The 17,523-nt window shown below is 39.6% G+C and carries 16 protein-coding genes; 12 read left to right on the top strand and 4 right to left on the bottom strand.

What is annotated here, in order from left to right; translation table 11 throughout:
• Positions 1–8: 8 nt before the first annotated feature.
• Positions 9–2,351 (top strand): single-stranded-DNA-specific exonuclease RecJ, encoded by a 2,343-nt coding sequence (gene recJ / locus A6J77_RS08640; protein WP_227645170.1) that lies wholly within the window; start codon positions 9–11, stop codon positions 2,349–2,351.
• Complete coding sequence (locus A6J77_RS08635) at positions 2,351–2,863, top strand: adenine phosphoribosyltransferase (RefSeq protein WP_003142704.1); 513 nt, start codon at positions 2,351–2,353, stop codon at positions 2,861–2,863. Before recJ ends, A6J77_RS08635 begins: the two co-directional genes overlap by 1 nt.
• Positions 2,864–3,050: 187 nt before the next feature.
• Here A6J77_RS08635 and A6J77_RS08630 read toward each other — a convergent pair whose 3' ends face one another.
• Entirely contained in the window at positions 3,051–3,479 is a 429-nt protein-coding gene (locus A6J77_RS08630) for a PhzF family phenazine biosynthesis protein (RefSeq protein WP_083070013.1), read from the bottom strand.
• Between the two features lie 162 nt (positions 3,480–3,641).
• Complete coding sequence (gene lexA / locus A6J77_RS08625; RefSeq protein ID WP_003142700.1) at positions 3,642–4,253, bottom strand: transcriptional repressor LexA; 612 nt, start codon at positions 4,251–4,253, stop codon at positions 3,642–3,644.
• Positions 4,254–4,452: 199 nt separating this feature from the next.
• Here lexA and A6J77_RS08620 point away from each other — a divergent pair, with 199 nt between their 5' ends.
• On the top strand, positions 4,453–5,376 hold the full coding sequence (locus tag A6J77_RS08620) for a diacylglycerol/lipid kinase family protein (protein WP_083070010.1): 924 nt from the start codon (positions 4,453–4,455) through the stop codon (positions 5,374–5,376).
• 121 nt (positions 5,377–5,497) lie between these two features.
• Here A6J77_RS08620 and A6J77_RS08615 read toward each other — a convergent pair whose 3' ends face one another.
• A complete protein-coding gene (locus tag A6J77_RS08615; protein WP_083070008.1) occupies positions 5,498–7,162 on the bottom strand; it encodes an NFACT RNA binding domain-containing protein in 1,665 nt (554 codons plus the stop codon).
• 431 nt (positions 7,163–7,593) lie between these two features.
• Between A6J77_RS08615 and trpX the strand changes: the two genes are divergently transcribed.
• The 3 genes from trpX to A6J77_RS08600 are packed head-to-tail and all read left to right on the top strand — an operon-like array spanning position 7,594 to position 10,364.
• On the top strand, positions 7,594–8,661 hold the full coding sequence (gene trpX / locus A6J77_RS08610; RefSeq protein ID WP_083070005.1) for a tryptophan ABC transporter substrate-binding protein: 1,068 nt from the start codon (positions 7,594–7,596) through the stop codon (positions 8,659–8,661).
• Between the two features lie 12 nt (positions 8,662–8,673).
• Positions 8,674–9,564: an ABC transporter permease gene (locus A6J77_RS08605; RefSeq protein ID WP_083070002.1), complete on the top strand. Its 891-nt coding sequence runs from the start codon at positions 8,674–8,676 to the stop codon at positions 9,562–9,564.
• On the top strand, positions 9,564–10,364 hold the full coding sequence (locus A6J77_RS08600; RefSeq protein WP_083069999.1) for an ABC transporter ATP-binding protein: 801 nt from the start codon (positions 9,564–9,566) through the stop codon (positions 10,362–10,364). Before A6J77_RS08605 ends, A6J77_RS08600 begins: the two co-directional genes overlap by 1 nt.
• A 112-nt stretch (positions 10,365–10,476) precedes the next feature.
• On the opposite strand, the gene nrdH is transcribed toward A6J77_RS08600, so the two are convergent.
• The gene (gene nrdH, locus A6J77_RS08595) at positions 10,477–10,698 is read right to left on the bottom strand and encodes a glutaredoxin-like protein NrdH (protein ID WP_069285837.1); all 222 of its coding nucleotides are present in this window, start codon (positions 10,696–10,698) and stop codon (positions 10,477–10,479) included.
• Positions 10,699–11,193: 495 nt separating this feature from the next.
• Between nrdH and A6J77_RS08590 the strand changes: the two genes are divergently transcribed.
• From A6J77_RS08590 to pfkB, 6 genes are all read left to right on the top strand, one after another.
• Positions 11,194–12,642 carry a peptide ABC transporter substrate-binding protein gene (locus tag A6J77_RS08590; RefSeq protein ID WP_083069986.1) on the top strand — a complete coding sequence of 483 codons (1,449 nt, stop codon included), beginning with the start codon at positions 11,194–11,196 and terminating at the stop codon, positions 12,640–12,642.
• Between the two features lie 164 nt (positions 12,643–12,806).
• Positions 12,807–14,150 carry an NADP-specific glutamate dehydrogenase gene (gdhA, locus tag A6J77_RS08585; RefSeq protein ID WP_083069983.1) on the top strand — a complete coding sequence of 448 codons (1,344 nt, stop codon included), beginning with the start codon at positions 12,807–12,809 and terminating at the stop codon, positions 14,148–14,150.
• A gap of 116 nt (positions 14,151–14,266) precedes the next feature.
• The gene (locus tag A6J77_RS08580) at positions 14,267–15,163 is read left to right on the top strand and encodes an NAD(P)H-hydrate dehydratase (RefSeq protein WP_083069982.1); all 897 of its coding nucleotides are present in this window, start codon (positions 14,267–14,269) and stop codon (positions 15,161–15,163) included.
• Positions 15,164–15,188: 25 nt separating this feature from the next.
• Entirely contained in the window at positions 15,189–15,659 is a 471-nt protein-coding gene (locus A6J77_RS08575) for an NUDIX hydrolase (protein ID WP_083069981.1), read from the top strand.
• 174 nt (positions 15,660–15,833) lie between these two features.
• On the top strand, positions 15,834–16,604 hold the full coding sequence (locus A6J77_RS08570) for a DeoR/GlpR family DNA-binding transcription regulator (protein WP_083069978.1): 771 nt from the start codon (positions 15,834–15,836) through the stop codon (positions 16,602–16,604).
• Positions 16,601–17,518 (top strand): 1-phosphofructokinase, encoded by a 918-nt coding sequence (gene pfkB, locus A6J77_RS08565; RefSeq protein WP_083069976.1) that lies wholly within the window; start codon positions 16,601–16,603, stop codon positions 17,516–17,518. Before A6J77_RS08570 ends, pfkB begins: the two co-directional genes overlap by 4 nt.
• Positions 17,519–17,523: the final 5 nt, after the last annotated feature.

Here is a 17,523-nt window from a genome sequence, read left to right as displayed (position 1 = left end):
AAATTTTGTTGCAATCAGTTTATGAATGGATAGAACCTGAATACTTAAGCAATGCAGATGATACAGCTGCAGCCTTTATCCAGCAGCTAGCTGAAGACCTATCCTTACCAAAGATGGTCGTACAGGTCATTTATGATAAGGGCTACCAAACAGCTGAAGCGATTCAAGCTTTTATCGCTAAAGAGCCCGTATTTCATGATCCATTCTTATTAAAAGATATGGAAAAGGCCGTTTCGAGGCTACAACAAGCGGTGGAAGACTATGAAGAGATTTTAATCTACGGGGATTATGATGCAGATGGGATCACATCAACGACGATTTTGTATGAAACCCTAGAAATGCTTGGGGCCAATGTATCCTTCTACTTACCTAATCGGTTTGAAGATGGGTATGGGCCAAACAAGGATGTATATGCTTATTACATCAAGAAAGGGACGCAACTGATCCTGACTTGTGATAATGGGGTAGCAGGACACGAAGCCGTAGCTTACGCCAAAGACCAAGGTGTAGACGTGATTATCACCGACCATCATGAAATCGGGGACAGCTTGCCGGATGCCTATGCCATCGTCCATCCACGACATCCAGAGGGTCAATATCCTTTTGGTGATTTAGCAGGTGCAGGTGTCGCTTTGAAATTGGCCACAGCCTTACTTGGTGAAACGCCAAGTGATTTACTGGATGTTGCTGCTATTGGAACCGTTGCTGACTTGGTGCCACTAACTGACGAAAACCGGGTCATTGTGGCGTCTGGATTAGACCAAATGAAGCATACCGAGCGGTTAGGCTTACAGATGTTCTTTGAAAAAGAGAGCATTCAGCCAGACCAAATCGATGAGCAAACGATTGGTTTTATTCTCGGACCGAGATTAAATGCCTTAGGTCGTTTGGGCGATCCAAACCCTGGTGTGCGGTTCTTAACCTCTTTTGATGACCAAGAAGTTAGCGAACTGGTTGAGTTACTAGACTCAGAAAATAACGCCCGTAAAGCTATCGTTGATAAGATGGTGACAGAAGCGGAAGCCATAGTTAACCGTGAAAGTCAATTACCGCAAATGATTATCTTGGGCCAAGAGGGTTGGCATGAAGGGGTGCTAGGAATAGTAGCCAGTCGTTTGGTTGAAAAATATCACCGACCAACCATTCTACTAAGCAAGAAACCTGAAAATGGCAGCTATAAAGGGTCTGGCCGTTCAATAGAAGGGATTGACCTTTTCCAAGTATTACAAGCCGGTAAAGACTATGCGGACAAATTTGGTGGTCATGAAATGGCCGCTGGGATGACCGTAGCTATTGACCAGTTTGAAGCTTGGAAGTCGGCTTTACTTGACCGAGTGGCAGAATTTGAAGCGGTATATACTCAGCAAACACCGCTGAAAATTGATGGGATCATTGGGATTACAGACATCACCCTTGAAAATATCAAAGCCCTTGACCCAATTAAACCCTTTGGTACCGATAACCGACAACCCTTGTTTTTAATAAAGGACGTCCAATTATCACAAATCCAATTGATTGGGAAGGACAAGAATACTTTGAAACTGACAGTAGCAGATGCAGATGTCAAAACAAGTATGATTGCTTTTAAATCTGGCGCCTTAGCCAAACAATTAGTAGCGAACGAACCAATCGATGTGGTAGTCACCTTGTCCATCAACGCATGGAACGGGAACCAATCACCGCAAGCTCAAATCAAGGATATTCGCCAGTCTAGTAAAAGTATTTTTGACTTGCGAAATATGCGCGAGCGTAATCAAATCATGTCGATTGAAAATGCCACTTATATCTTTGAAAATGCGCCGTTTTTCAAGGCTTATAAAGACGAAATTCCTTTTACAAGTGAGGCCATCATGACCAGTGAGATTGGTCAAATACTTGAAAAAGAATCGGTGCTTGCTAGTAAGGAAAGCTTGGTCATTTTCGATATTCCAAAGGACTTATCAGCAGTTAAAGACTTGATAAACCAAGCGGCAATTGATAATATTTATGTTTATGCTTATTCTGCAGTTAATGCCTACATGGTTGGAAAACCAACCCGGCAAGAGTTCGGCCAATTATATAAATACTTACAAGGCCACGGAACTGTTCCACTCGCGGGTAAGGAACAGGCGCTGGCGGACTTCTTCAAGATTTCTAAGGTGAAGCTTGATTTAATGGTGAAAGTCCTAGAAGAAGCGGAATTGGTTAAATGGCATAATACGGATTTAGTGACCTTACCGGTAAATGAGAAGGTAGACTTATTGGCAACTCAAACCATGGCCGATTGGGAGACCCAAATCAATAATGAACGACTTTTACGGTATAATGATGTTAAAATGATTAAAGATTATTTCTATTCAGGAGGAAAATAATGGATTTTAAACAATATATTGCAGACGTACAGGACTTCCCAGAGAAAGATATCTTATTTAGAGATATCACACCTTTGATGGGGAATGGCCCAGCCTTCCACGAAGCAATTAATGAAATCGTGGAATTTGCACGTGAAAAAGATGTAGATGTGGTTGTCGGACCAGAAGCCCGCGGATTTATTGTTGGTTGTCCAGTTGCTTATGCATTAAATATTGGCTTCGTTCCTGCACGTAAAAAAGGTAAATTACCTCGTGAAATTGAATCAATCGATTACGGTTTGGAGTACGGTCAATCAACCCTACAAATCCATAAAGATGCGATTAAACCGGGCGATAAAGTTCTAATTGCAGATGACTTATTGGCAACTGGTGGTACCATCGAAGCTTGTGTGTCATTAATTGAAAAATTAGGTGGCGAAGTTGTTGGTGCAGCCTTCTTAGTAGAATTAGATGAATTCAAAGCCAGAGAAAAAATCGCTGGTACTGACGTATTCTCATTAATGCACTACTAGTATGAAGTAGTAAAATAACAGAAAACATGACCAAATCCCCATAGGGCGAGATTTGGTCATGTTTTTTTTGCATAAAGAATAGCATTTTGGTCGAACAATCATCATTAGGCGGTAATATTCAATTCAGATTCAGCTCATAAGACGGCAGCCCCGGCCAAGGTGACCTGATCTTCACTAACAGAACATCTTACGGTCCCGCCCAAGCTTCTTTAGGACTTACGCCTAGTACAGCTACCATTGCTTCACTTACAGGGATAGATTGCAATTTATAAGACGGGAAGGCCATGACGTATTGATCACCATCACGTGTTACTGTTAATTGGCCACTAAGTGGATCAAAGGAAACTTGCTTTAAACTTGAATCGATATAGTTCATGATGACGAAAGCTGTCGCAAGTGTCGCATGTCCATAAAGGTCAATTTCACCGCCGGGGGTAAACCAACGTAAATGGTAGTTGCCAGCTTCTTTAATCGCGAAGGCTGTTTCTGACAGGTTATTTTCCTTTGTGATGTTAATCATCAAGTCTTCTGGTAACCACTTGTCTAAGATACAGACAGCAGCAGGATTATCTTCAAATAATTGTTCTGCAAATGCATCGACGATATATTGCTTCATATACTTTGCTCCTTCAATTTGGAATATCTCTTCCAATTAGTATAGCGGATATTTCAAAAATGCAAAAAGGTGATTGTCGTATAGGCATCGACCTGGTTAATTTGAAGGCACAAAAAAGCCATGATGATCATCGGATAATGGATGCCACCATGGTATAAGGAATTAATAAGTATGTTCTCTAAATAAACTGATTACGCGTCCTAAAATTTGCACGTCTGGTAAAATAATAGGCTCTAAGCTATGGTTTTCTGGTTGTAGGCGAATATACCCATCCTCTTTAAAGAATCGTTTACAGGTAGCTTCACCTTCGTCTGTCATGGCGATTACAATATCACCATTTTTGGCAGATGATTCTTGACGAACGATAACGAAGTCGCCATCTAAGATACCTGCTTCAATCATTGAATCACCACGTATTTTCAACATAAATAGGGAATCTGATTGGTTCTTCAAAGTAGGTGGAATAGGGAAATAATCTTCAATTTCTTCAACGGCAGTAATTGGTTGACCGGCAGTTACCGTACCAATCATTGGAATACCTTGACTAGATACACCTAGCAACTCCAAGCCTTTGTCTGTGATTTCCATAGCACGCGGTTTAGTCGCGTTCCGAAGTAGATAACCTTGCTTTTCTAATTGAGAAAGGTGGCCATGGACTGTAGAAGTTGAAGATAGGTTCACGGCTTCACAGATTTCCCTTACTGTTGGGGGGAAACCTTGACTTTGAATGTTTGAATAGATGCATTTTAGAATTTGTAGATGACGCTCTTTCATTAGCTGTACTCCTTTTTTGTGGGTTATGAGTTCTAACTATTCACGCTTTATTTATAATCAGTATAGCACATACGTTCGGTCAACACAAACGTACATTCGATGAATGTGAAAATTCTGACCAATATTCGTCTAATAGCCTAGTATTTGGTATAATAGAGGGCACAATCATACACGTAATAAGATAAATGAGGTGTCAAACATGGGAAATAAGGGTTTCTTATTTATTTTTAACCAAGCTGCTGGGAAAAAGAAGAAGGCCGATATAAATGCATTGGTATTAGACCGGGCTTCAAAAGCAGGATTGAATAAAGACGATATCTTTTTAGTGTATTCGACATCAAAGGCGTCTAGCCAATTTTTGATTGACCGTTTTTCAGAAAAATATCGAGATGGGATAGCTGTTGCCTGTGGTGGGGATGGAACTGTCCATTCAATCGGGAATTTGATGATAGATACTGCGCTTACTTTTGCTATCTTGCCCTTAGGTACTGGGAATGACTTATATACTGGCTTATATGGCAACCGTTCGGTTAAAGACCAGATTGACCATATTTTTAAGGGTAAAACGAGCAAAACGGATGCTATTTATATTCCTGAATTAGACTTGTATACTATGAATATTTTGAGTGTTGGCGCCGATGCGAATGTTGTTTTTCAAGCCAATGACTTTAAAGAAAAGCATAAATTCTTGCAAAAATTCGCCTACATGGCTTCGGTTCCAAAGGCCTTACAAGCAGGTACGGCATTCGATATTCGCCTAACAGCCAGAAAAAAAGGGGCAGAGTTGAAGCTGATGGAGGGACCATATATTCTGGCCGCATTATGCAATGGGGTTATGTATGGTGGAGGTTTCAAGATCAACCCTGATGGTCAAGTGAATGACGGCCTTCTAGAATTGGTTTATGTAAAAACTATGCCTATGCATAAAATATGGACTGTCCTATACAAGTTTTTCGCTGGAAACCATGAAGATTTGGAAGAGCTACGTAATGTATTATGTGATGAAGTGGTTTATGCCAGTAAGGATGGCAGCCCGATGGTTCTGAACTGTGATGGGGAAATTTATCAATTACCAAAATTTACCTGTCAGGTGAAGAAACACGCTTATAAACGGATTATTTAGAAAATATATGTAGAAAAAAGACCGACTGGTTTGATGACTACCCTTGCGAGCTAGCTAGGGGGTGAGCAATCTGCCAATCGGTCTTTTTGCATATTTAGTGATGAGTTTTTAATATCGACACTTAAACGATTTTTGTTGGTGTGACAAAGATCGTTTTTTGTTCAAAATAATTCACGAATCCAGGTTTACTTCCATTTGGTTTTTTCACGTGTTTTACTTGCGTGTAATCAACGGGCACATTATTGGAGTGGCTATATTTTGAAAAGGCTGCGGCTAATTCAGCTGCTTGGGTGATTTCAGCTTCACTAGGGTCACTGGTTTCTAAAATAACGTGTGAACCAGGAATATCCTTGGTATGGAACCAAAAGTGGTTTTTATTGGCCTGACGCATGGTTAATTGGTCGTTTTGTTTGTTGTTTCTTCCAACTAAAATCCGGTTACCCTCCGCAGTTTCATATTCACGCGGTTTAGCTGAGGCATTATTTGACCGTTTTTTCTTATCTTGCTTTTGCTTTTTAAGATAACCTTGGTCAATTAATTCATCCCGTATATCCGCTAATTCGTTTGGTTCCGCGAAGTTCAATTGGGTTTGGATAGATTCCAAATACTGGATTTCAGCTTCAGCAACGGCTTTTTGTTTTTCGATATGATTAATAGCATTCCGTAGTTTATTATACTTATGGTAGTATTTCTGCGCATTTTGTGACGGTGTCAAGGCAGGGTCTAAACTAATGGTAATGGGTTGATCATTGTCGTAGTAGTTGGCTAATGTCACCTCAGTTTGACCTTTTTCAATTTGATAAAGGAAGGTTGTCAATAATTCACCTTTTAACTGGAAAGTATCGGCCTTAGCGGATTTCTCCAAGTCTTGGTTTAAATTTGCCAACCGTTTATGTTGGTGAGCCAGATTCTTCTCAACGACTTGAATAATAGCATTACCCACTTGCCGGACATAATCTTGCTTACTTTTCTCTGCATAATAAGCTGTTAATAAGCCACTCAAATCGTCATAATGACTTTCTTCCCCTGAAATTGTCGTGTAAGGGAAGGCTAAGAAATGTTGCTTATCCTCTTGAACTACTAAGGTTGGATTTGGATTTTCAAAGCCTGCACAGAAGTCTTGAATCACTTGAAAAGGTTTGCGTTGATCTTTTTCAATTAAACTTGCTAATTCAATTGCTGAGTCACGGCCTAATCCCATAAGTTGACTCTGTAAGAATTTAGCTGTCATTAAGGACTTGTCAGATTCAAAGTTTTCGCCAACCTTAAAGGGGTTAACCTGGTTTTGATTTGGCGGCAGTTGGTAAGTCGCCCCAGGTAAAATCGTTCTAAAGGTATTTTGATACATGGGTACATGTTTGATGGCATCAATAATTTTTTTATCCTTATCTAATAAGAAGATATTTGAATGACGGCCCATAATTTCAACGATTAATTGTTGTTGGCTGGCGTCACCTAATTCATCTCGTCTAGTTAAATTGAAGAGGATAATTCGGTCATTATCGTACTGTTCAATGCTATCAATAATGTTCCCTTCAACGTACTTACGCAATACCATAGTAAAGTTTGGTGGGGTTTCCGGGTTATTATAAGCTTGTTCTGTAACTTGGATACGCCCAAAACTTGGATGGGCTGAAATCAATAATTTGTGGTTTTTGCGATTTGCGCGGATTGTTAAGACCAATTCCATCTCGTATGGCTGTTGGATTTTATGAATGCGTCCGCCCGCAAATGTTGTGTTTAATTCTTTAATTAATGCATGGGTAAACATACCGTCAAATGACATGTAAGCACCACCTTCCTAGCATTTCATTATAAGGGTAATTGGCAATTTTGGCAAAAAAGGCGATTTTTCGCTGACAAAATTTTTTCTAGGCAGAAATTGTCATTTTTCAGATATTATGCTTGTCATTTTTCTCATGATTTGTTAATATTTGTTTAACGAGATTTCAAAGACGAAGGGAGCCACTCAAATGTTAACTACTGTGCAAACAATGAAATACTGGCAAAGCCACATGAATTAGTTGTATCTGCACGAGTGCGCATAGATACAACTTCAGTTTTCTGGACTGTATTTATGTGGAGAAAAATTTGAGCCTTTCAAAATAACCCCCCACATAGACATGATAGTAATGATTTACCAATCAACTATGTGGGACCTAGCGTCCTACAGTTTAGAGTAGGACGTTTTTTATTGTCAAAATTAGGAGGAAAGACATGAAGAAAATTTCAAGTATGGGTGCGGTATTAGTGATTGCCCTTTTTGCATTATATCTTGTAATGCCAACCCTTATTGCAAAACGAGAGGGACTAGAGGCCGCCAGTCAAGAGGTAGATGAATCTCAATTAGTGGAAACAGAAGAAGACATCACTATCGGTTTATTACAATTCATCCAACATCCTTCATTAGACCAAATTAGAGACGGTTTCTATGATGGCATGGCTGAACGTGGCTATGTAGATGGTGAAAACATCACAATTGATTACCAAAATGGCCAAGGAAACCAATCTGATTTAGCCATGATTGCGAATGCTTTTCTTGCTGAAAATGCAGATATTTTAGTCGGCATCGCAACCCCAGCTGCGCAAGCTTTAGCCAATGCCGCTAACGGCGATCGTCCGGTGATCTTATCTGCGGTATCAGACCCAGCTAACAACGGTTTTATCGCCTCTGATGAACAACCAGGGGCTAACGTCACAGGGGTTACAGATATGGCACCAGTTGCAGAACAATTTGATTTAATGGAAGAAATTTTACCAGATATAGAAGATGTCGGCATTATTTACAATTCTTCAGAATCGAATGTAACGAAAACGGTTAGTGAAGCCAAGGCTGAAGCAGAATCAAGAGGGTTGAACGTAGTAGAATCTACCATTACTTCAACAAATGATCTAGCGTCAGTCGCTGAACAATTAGCTGGTCAAGTGGATGTTATCTGGGTACCAAATGACAATACAATTGCTAGTGCTATGGATACCTTAATTCAAGTAACAGATGCAAAAGGCATTCCAGTTATTCCAGTAGTTGACGCTATGGTTGCTGACGGTGGGTTAGCGACTGTTGGTATCAACCAATATCAATTCGGTTTAGATACAGCTAAAGTAGTAGCAGATGTCATTGAAGGCGCGGATACGGCAACTTATCCAATTGTCTACAATGATAAGACAGATACTTACATCAATACGGCTAAAGCTGAAGAATTGGGCATTCAACTACCACAAGCATTAATCGATGCGGCAATTGATGTTAACAGTGACGAATATGCTGAATTAGTTGGCAAATAAGGAGGAGACCATATGGACATGATAATTAGTGCTTTTTCTCAAGGGACAATCTGGGCTGTAATGGGTCTCGGCATTTATATCACTTTTAGAATTTTAAATGCACCGGATATGACAACTGAAGGGTCGTTTGTACTGGGTGGTGCCATTGGTGCCCAAATGCTTTACTTTAATATAGATCCTTTCACATCATTGTTGATTTCATTTTTAGCAGGTATGGCTGCAGGAGCAGTTACAGGTTTTTTAGTAACCCGCTTGAAAATTAATCCGTTATTAGCAGGTATAATTACCATGACAGGGATTTACTCAATCAACTTGAAAATCATGGGTAAGGCCAACATGTCTTTATCAACGGTGACGACTTTAAAAACTGCGATTGCTGGTTTATCCTTGCCACGTAATGTAGATACCATTGTGATTGGTTTGATCATTGTAGCAGCAATTATATTCCTGTTAACTTATTTCTTTAAAACCGAAATGGGGCAAGCTTTGATTGCAACAGGTGATAATATGCAAATGGCTAAATCACTAGGGATTGAAACGTCAGAGATGACTATGCTTGGTTACATGCTAGCCAATGGATTGATCGCTGTGTCAGGTTATATTGTTTCTACTGATAACGGCTATGCGGATATTCAAATGGGTGTTGGTACTGTAGTGATTGGTTTAGCTTCCATTATTATTGGGGAAGTCCTATTCCGTAATGTGAAATTAGGGGTTCGTTTTATTACAATCCTAGTGGGCTCAATTATTTACCGCTTACTATTAACGATTGTCTTAATGATGAACTTTGAAGCGAATGATTTCCGTCTATTCTCAGCAATTATCGTTGCTTTATGTCTGGCTATTCCAACCATTCAAAATAAAGTAGCCGACTACCGTGAATACAGAAAGGTGGCTAAATAATGACGACCTTATTAGAAATTAACCAAGCGAGAAAAGTATTTAACAAACGAACACCGGATGCCTTCGCAGCCTTAGATGACTTATCATTAACAGTGGAAAAGGGCGATTTCATTACCATTGTCGGGGGTAACGGGGCAGGAAAATCAACCCTATTAAACGCCATTGCTGGCACCTTCCTGTTAGACTCAGGTGCCATCACTTTAAACGATAAAGATATTAGTCGTCTTGCTGAAGAGGACCGGGCTAAATTTGTTTCCCGCGTATTCCAAAACCCGTCAATGGGAACAGCACCACGAATGACGGTTGAAGAAAACTTATCATTAGCTTTGAAACGCGGTCAAAAAAGAGGTCTAGGTTTAGCTATTAAGGATGATAACCGCAAACAATTCCATGAGGCCTTAAGCCAATTACATTTAGGCTTAGAAAATCGATTGGATGCTGAAATCGGCTTATTATCCGGAGGGCAAAGACAAGCGATTGCTTTATTGATGGCAACTATCACTAAACCAGAAATTTTATTATTAGATGAACATACAGCAGCCTTAGACGCAAAGACATCTAAACGCATTTTAGAAATTTCATCTGACCAAGTAAAAGACCATAACCTAACAGCCTTAATGATTACTCATAATCTCCAAGATGCCTTGTTATATGGTAACCGGATGATCCTTTTACACCACGGTAAAATCATTAAAGACTTTAGTAAAGAAGAAAAAGATCAGTTGACAGCAGGTGATTTATACCAAATCATGGCCGACTTGGCTGAATCAGACTATCAAGAACAAGAAAATTCTATTTAAACAAAAAAGCGCCACAGTCCAAATCCTAAATCATGATGATGAGGGAAAGGGCGTGACGCTTTTTATATAAAAACGACTGAAGGTCAAACTTCAGTCGTTTCATTTGATTTGATTAAACTAATTTTGCTAAACGGTCTGGTTGGAAACCGTAGAAAGCTTCTTCGTTTTCGGCAACGATTACAGGTACAGCTTGGAAGCCCATGCCTTTAACTTTAGCTAATGCTTCTTCTGATTCTGTAATATCGATTGTTTGAAATTCGATTTCTTTTTCAGTTAAATATTTTTTTGTGAAATTGCATTGCATGCAATTTGGTTTTGTGTATACAGTTACCATTATTATCCCCCTAAATATGCCACATATAGTTGTGATTTATCTTATGAACACAATATATAGGGTTTATAGTTCTGAGTCAAGTTGTTTAGCTTAAATTCTTTTTTTCATCAATAGGACTTGAGCTAAAAGGCTGATGTATGGGAATTTCCAAATTTTTAAAAAATTCATGAGGAATTATAAGTGCAAATTTGGTACTTCGTTCAATAAAAATATTGAAACAACCAAGTTAAAATTTTACCAAAAATAAAAGTGCCTGTCACTTGTAACTTGAAATCAGGGGGGACAATTGTATAATGAATCAAATGCTATCAAGAAATTTGGGAGGTAAAATGTATGAAGAAAATAGGGTTGGGAATAGTGTCAGCGGTAATGCTTGCGGCTTGAGGCACTAATGAAGAAGCTACAGAAAAGGTCTTAAATATCCAATCCACGGATGAAATTCAATCAGCTGATACGGCTTTTGCGGCATCGAATATTGCAACAATCACAGCCAATATGAACTTTTATAACAGTTTGTATACTTATGATTTGGATAACCAATTAATTGCGGCGGATGCAAACGACATGCCGACAGTTTCTGAGGATGGGACTGTTTACACCATCAAATTGAAGGAAGCAGCGACCTGGTCGAACGGCAATCCCGTGACAGCCAACGATTACGTCTATGCATGGCAACGAATGGTGGATCCCGACCTGGGTGCACCTTATGCCTATATGTTTGACGGCACAATCAACAATGCCACAGAAATCATGGCTGGCGAATTAGATACCAGTGAATTAGGTGTTCGGGCAATGGATGATAGAACTTTGGAAATCACCTTAGAAAATCCAACAGCTTACTTTACCGATCTTTTGACCGTACCTGCTTACTACCCGCAAAATCAAGAGGTCGTTGAAGCAGCAGGTGACCAATACGGGTCTACCAGTGACTCTGCTGTCTATAACGGACCATTTGTTTTGAAAGAATGGAATGCAGCGACTGGAAACACTTGGACTTTTGCGAAAAATGACCACTACTGGGATGCTGACAATGTCAATTTAGATGCGGTTATTTTCCAATACCTACCTGAAACAGCCACTGCACTAAATTTATACGATTCTGGCCAATTAGATGTCATCGAATTAACTGGTAATTTTGCAGTCCAAAACCAAAATAATGAAGACTACCAGACTTATCCAATTCCGCGGACGAATTATATCGAAGTTAACCACGAAACACCGGGTCTAGATAACTTGAATATCCGCCGTGCTATTTACGAAGCCATTGACCGGGAAGCCTTTGTAGATAATATTTTACAAAACGGGTCGGTTGCGACCAATGGTTTTGTATCACGTGAGGTGGCCTGGAACCCTGAAACAGATGCTGATTTTAGAGATGATGCGACGATTGAAACAGATTACGATTTAGAAGATGCCCAGGAAAATTGGAAAAATGGTTTGGCGGAGGCTGGCTTAGATTCCTTATCATTGGAGATGGTTGTGGCCGAAGACGAGGAAAGTCAAATTTTTGCGGAGTATATTCAATCACAATTAACAGAGAACCTGCCAAGTATCGAAGTTACTGTAAAGACTATGCCGTTATCTGCTCGATTTGCAGCTTTATCTGATGGGGACTATGACTTAGGTGCCACTTTCTGGCAAGCTGATTTCGGGGACCCAATAAACTATTTAGGACGGTTTGATTCTTCTATTACCCGCGGAAATTATCAATATGATGAATTGGATGAATCGGTGGCTAAAAGTCTGGCGCAAGCACTTGACCCAAGTGGTAGATGGGAAACGCTGATAAATCTTGAAAAAGCTGACTTAGATGATTATGCTGTTCAGATTCCAGTGTATCAGTCCTATCAAGCAATTTTAGAAAATCCACAAGTATCTGATATCAATCGACCAGGTCAATCTTATATCAACTATAGATGGGCCGATATTCAGACAGCAGAGTAGGGTAATGACAGATAATCTAACGTAAAAGACAGTACTTTCAAAATTCCGTGTAAAAATGTTTATCATTTTATCACAAAAAAACTTTTATTCTTTGGTGATTTTGTATATAATAAGTACTGTTCTCATTATATTGTAATAATTAAGAACAGAAAGTAGGAATTAACATGAATGCACAAGAATATATTAAGGTCACTCAAGAAAAATGGCACAAGCAATACGAAGCTGAACCAGAATTCATCCAAGTTTTAGACGAATTCTTAGATTCTGTTGCGCCAGTAATTGAAGAGCATCCTGAATATGTAGAAAAAAACATTCTACAAATTCTAGCGATTCCAGAAAGAATCATTTCTTTCCGTGTTCCTTGGACTGATGATAAAGGAAATGCTCAAGTAAATACTGGTTACCGAGTACAATTTAACTCAGCGCTAGGACCTTATAAAGGTGGGCTTCGTTTCCATCCTACAGTAAACCAAAGTATCCTTAAATTCTTAGGTTTTGAACAAATCTTTAAAAATTCACTTACCGGCCAACCAATCGGTGGTGGTAAAGGTGGGGCTGACTTTAATCCAAAAGGTAAGTCAGACAATGAAATTATGCGATTCTGTCAAAGTTTTATGACGGAATTACAAAAATATATTGGTCCAGATCAAGATGTACCTGCAGGTGATATCGGTGTTGGTGGACGTGAGATTGGTTTTTTATTCGGCCAATACAAAAAATTACGTGGCTTTGAAAATGGTGTCTTAACTGGTAAACCATTATTATATGGTGGATCATTAGCACGTACTGAGGCAACTGGATACGGTGCTGTATACTTCTTAAACGAGATGTTAAAAGCTAAAAACGATACAATTGAAGGTAAACGCGCGATTATTTCTGGTGCGGGTAACGTAGCTATCTACGCTGTTGAAAAACTTCAAGAACTTGGCGGTACAGCGATTTCAGTATCAGATTCAACAGGTTACATCATTGATGAGACTGGTATCGACGTAGCCCTTTTACGTGATGTAAAAGAAGTTCGTCGTGAGCGTTTAACTGCATATGCAGAAGCTAAATCTACAGCAAGCTACTTTGAAGGTTCTGTTTGGGACCACGAAATTGCAGCTGACTTAGCAATTCCTGCAGCAACACAAAATGAAGTGAAAAAACCGCAAGCTGATCAATTAGTTAAAAATGGCGTGAAATTCATTTCTGAAGGTGCTAACATGCCTTTAGATGCACCAGCAACAGAAACATTATTAGCGAATGATGTTTACGTTGGACCAGCGAAAGCTGCCAATGCCGGTGGTGTAGCAGTTTCAGCACTAGAAATGGCACAAAATAGCCAACGTCAAAGTTGGACATTTGAAGAAGTTGACGGCATGTTACAAGATATCATGAAAAATATCTTCAACGAATCGAAAGAAGCTGCAAGCACATACGGTAAAGAAGATAACTTAATTGCCGGTGCAAATATTGCTGGTTTCAAAAAAGTTGCAGACGCAATGATTTCTCAAGGTTTAGTATAATTCAAATACATTACACACGATGTGTAAGTAAAAGGTTGGCTAATATGGCCAACCTTTTTGCGTGTAAAGGGTTAGGCATATGCCTTTACTAGTGCTAGAATGAAAGAAAAGGGGTGATGGTTGTGACATTATCAAAGGTTGATTTAAATTTAACAGCTATAAAAAATCTCATACCAGTTCGTGCCGTGGATGCCTATAAGAATCTGTTTGGTCATGTCCTGATTATTGCAGGGAACCGTGCCATGGGTGGTGCAGCTCAAATGGCGACTATGGCTACAGTCAATTCAGGCGCAGGTTTAACCACGATTGCAACTGATTCAGCTAACTTGCCTGCTATTCATACTGTTTTGCCGGAAGCTATGATCATCGATTGGGCGGATGTGTCAGCTATCAAGCAAATGATTGGTAAAGTGGATGTACTATTGGTTGGACCTGGATTCGGAATGAATAACCTGGACTTATGGCAGCTAATTAAAAACATAATTGCATCTGCTAAACGCTCGTTGAAGATTATCTTGGACGCAGATGCTTTAAATTTACTGGCGGCAGATTTGGCAGAAGATGAAGAGAAGACAATCCAAGAATTACTTACCCCGGACAATCAACATGAAATCATTTTGACACCGCATCAAGGAGAATGGCGTACACTGACTGCAGGAAAAATCCAGGCCGATGACCAAGCGAGCATTCAGAATTGGGTAGATCAAGCGGGTGCTATCCTAGTATTGAAAGGTTCATCAACGGAAATTTATGCGCCAAATAAGTCGGTAAGTTACCGAAATCCCGGGGGTAATCCTGGCATGGCAATTGGCGGTATGGGGGACACGCTAGCTGGGATGATTGCTGGTTTAGCAGGTCAAGTAAACAAAACGGCAGATGCAGTTAAGCTGGCAGTTTTCTTGCACTCCTACATTGGTGACCAGCTGTATGAAGACCATTATGTCGTCCTACCTAGTCAAATTAGCAAACGAATTCCTTATGCAATGAAAGAAATCTCAAAAAAAGTAATTTAGGAGTAGAATTAGAAAGTGTGATGAAATGGCAAGTAAGAAATTGCGATATACCAACCCTTCAGCGGGCATATTAATTTTAACCCGGAAATTGGGTGGGCAAAAGCAAGTCCTGTTACAACACAGAGGGCAAACGGAAATGTTAGCGAATAAGTGGGATTGTATATCTGGGCATGTTGAAGCACAGGAAACGGTACGCCAAGCAATGGTTCGAGAAGTATATGAAGAATTGGGCATTCTAATTCAAGCAGACGATTTAGAATTTGTTGGCTTAACCCACCTACGTTTAGACGACGAAACTACTTACTATAATATATATCTGACGACCGACCGATTTGTGGGTACACCGCACATTATGGAAACTGATAAGCATGATGATTTAAAATGGGTGAACTTGACTGATTTACCAACTATGGCGGATGAAATTGTTCAAAATCGTTATGAGGCCATCCAACATTTGGGGCAGCCACCGTTTTATTCAGAAGAAGGATTTGTGTAAAAGGCCGTAATAATAAGCATTTGATATGGAAGAGAACATGAATTTTGATGTTCTCTTTGTTATTTGAAAGAAAATGATTGATTCTGAATGTTTTTGCGTGTATAATGGTTGTGGTATTGAGTAAGCGTTTGCATTTTCTTTATAAAATATTTACATGTAAGGAGTTCGAAAAAGGTGTTATTAGAGGAACGAAAAACGATCATCTTAGATTACCTAAACCAGCATCATATGGTCGATTTGCAGACCTTAGTCACCATGACTGGTGCCAGCGAGTCAACCTTGCGTCGTGATTTAGATAGTATGGAAGATGAAGGACTCTTAATTCGCGTCCATGGTGGCGCGAAATTGAAGAAGGGTGCTAATCCTGTAATTGGAGAAGAACCCCGATTTAGTGATAAGGTACTCAATAATGCAAATGAGAAGCGAATCATTGCTCAACATGCAGTGGGTCTGATAGAAAAAGGCGAAACTATTTATCTAGATGCCGGTACAACGACCTTACTAATGCTTGACTTCATCACACCGGACATGCAATTAAACATCGTCACGAATGGTGTCGATCAAGCGATTGTTGCAGCTGGTAAAGGCTTGAATATCCAATTATTAGGGGGCACCTTACGGGCGAATACCCAAGCAATTGTTGGTCAAAGCGCTCATAAGCAATTAAAGAAATACCATTTTCACCATGTGTTTTTAGGGATGAATGGGATTGATTTAGATGATGGACTGACGACAACTGACGAAGAGGAAGCCTTTTTGAAAGAACAGGCAGCCAGTCAAAGTATAGACGTTCATGTCATGATTGACCAAAGTAAGTTTGAGAGAACTTATCCAATCACGGTTAACTTAGATTGCGAATTCCAAGTTGTTACAAATATTTTTAAAGACCGACATGCAAAAGAAGATTTTACTCAAGTATATAAAATAAAGGAGGTCAACAATTGATTTATACACTAACGTTAAATCCCTCAATCGATTACTTAATGTATATTGATGAGATCCAAGCAGGAAAGACGAATAGATCAACGCGTGAACAGATGTTACCAGGTGGGAAAGGGATTAATGTATCTCGAATCCTAAACCAATTTGAAGTACCCAATATTGCCTTAGGTTTTGTAGGTGGTTTCTCAGGGGACTTTATTCGCGAATGGTTGGAAAAAGAGGGGTCATCTACTCAATTTATAGAAATTTCTAGTCCAACACGTATCAATGTGAAGACAAAAGGAACGAGCGAAACAGAAATTAATGGTGCAGGGCCTGTCATTGATGAAGAAGCGATTAACCAATTGCGCCAACAAATTCAAATGATGACTTCAGAAGACTTGATAGTTCTATCAGGTAGTAAAGCACAAGGCTTACCGGAAGATTTCTACTTAAGCTTAATTAGCTTATTGAAAGAACGCGGTATTCCATTTATCTTCGATACAGCAAGCCAAGAATTAATCGAAGCCTTACCAATGGGACCACTTTTAGTCAAACCAAACCAGGATGAGTTAGGTGACTTATTCGGTGTTGAAATTAATACAATAGATGACGTTGTTTTATATGGTAAGAAGTTACAACAATTAGGTGCAGAAAACGTCGTTGTATCACTGGGTGGTGACGGTGCCTTATTTATTGACAAAGACCGTATTGTTAAGGCTGATGCACCTCAAGGTCAAGTCATCAATACAGTTGGGTCTGGTGACTCAATGATTGCCGGATTTGTTGCCGGATTACAACAAGGTTTACCAGCTTCTCAAGCTTTCGTGCTAGCGGTACAAAGTGGGAGTGCCACAGCATTTAAAGAAGACTTGGCGGAGAAAGAAGACATTGATGCCTTAAACGGGGCAGTCGGTCTATCATTTTTACATAAATAAAGGTT

Origin of the sequence: Aerococcus viridans (genome assembly GCF_002083135.2) — a bacterium.
Classification (GTDB): Bacteria; Bacillota; Bacilli; order Lactobacillales; family Aerococcaceae; genus Aerococcus; species Aerococcus viridans_C.
The sequence above is the reverse complement of the archived record's forward strand: the minus strand, read 5'-3'. Positions and strand labels throughout refer to the sequence as shown.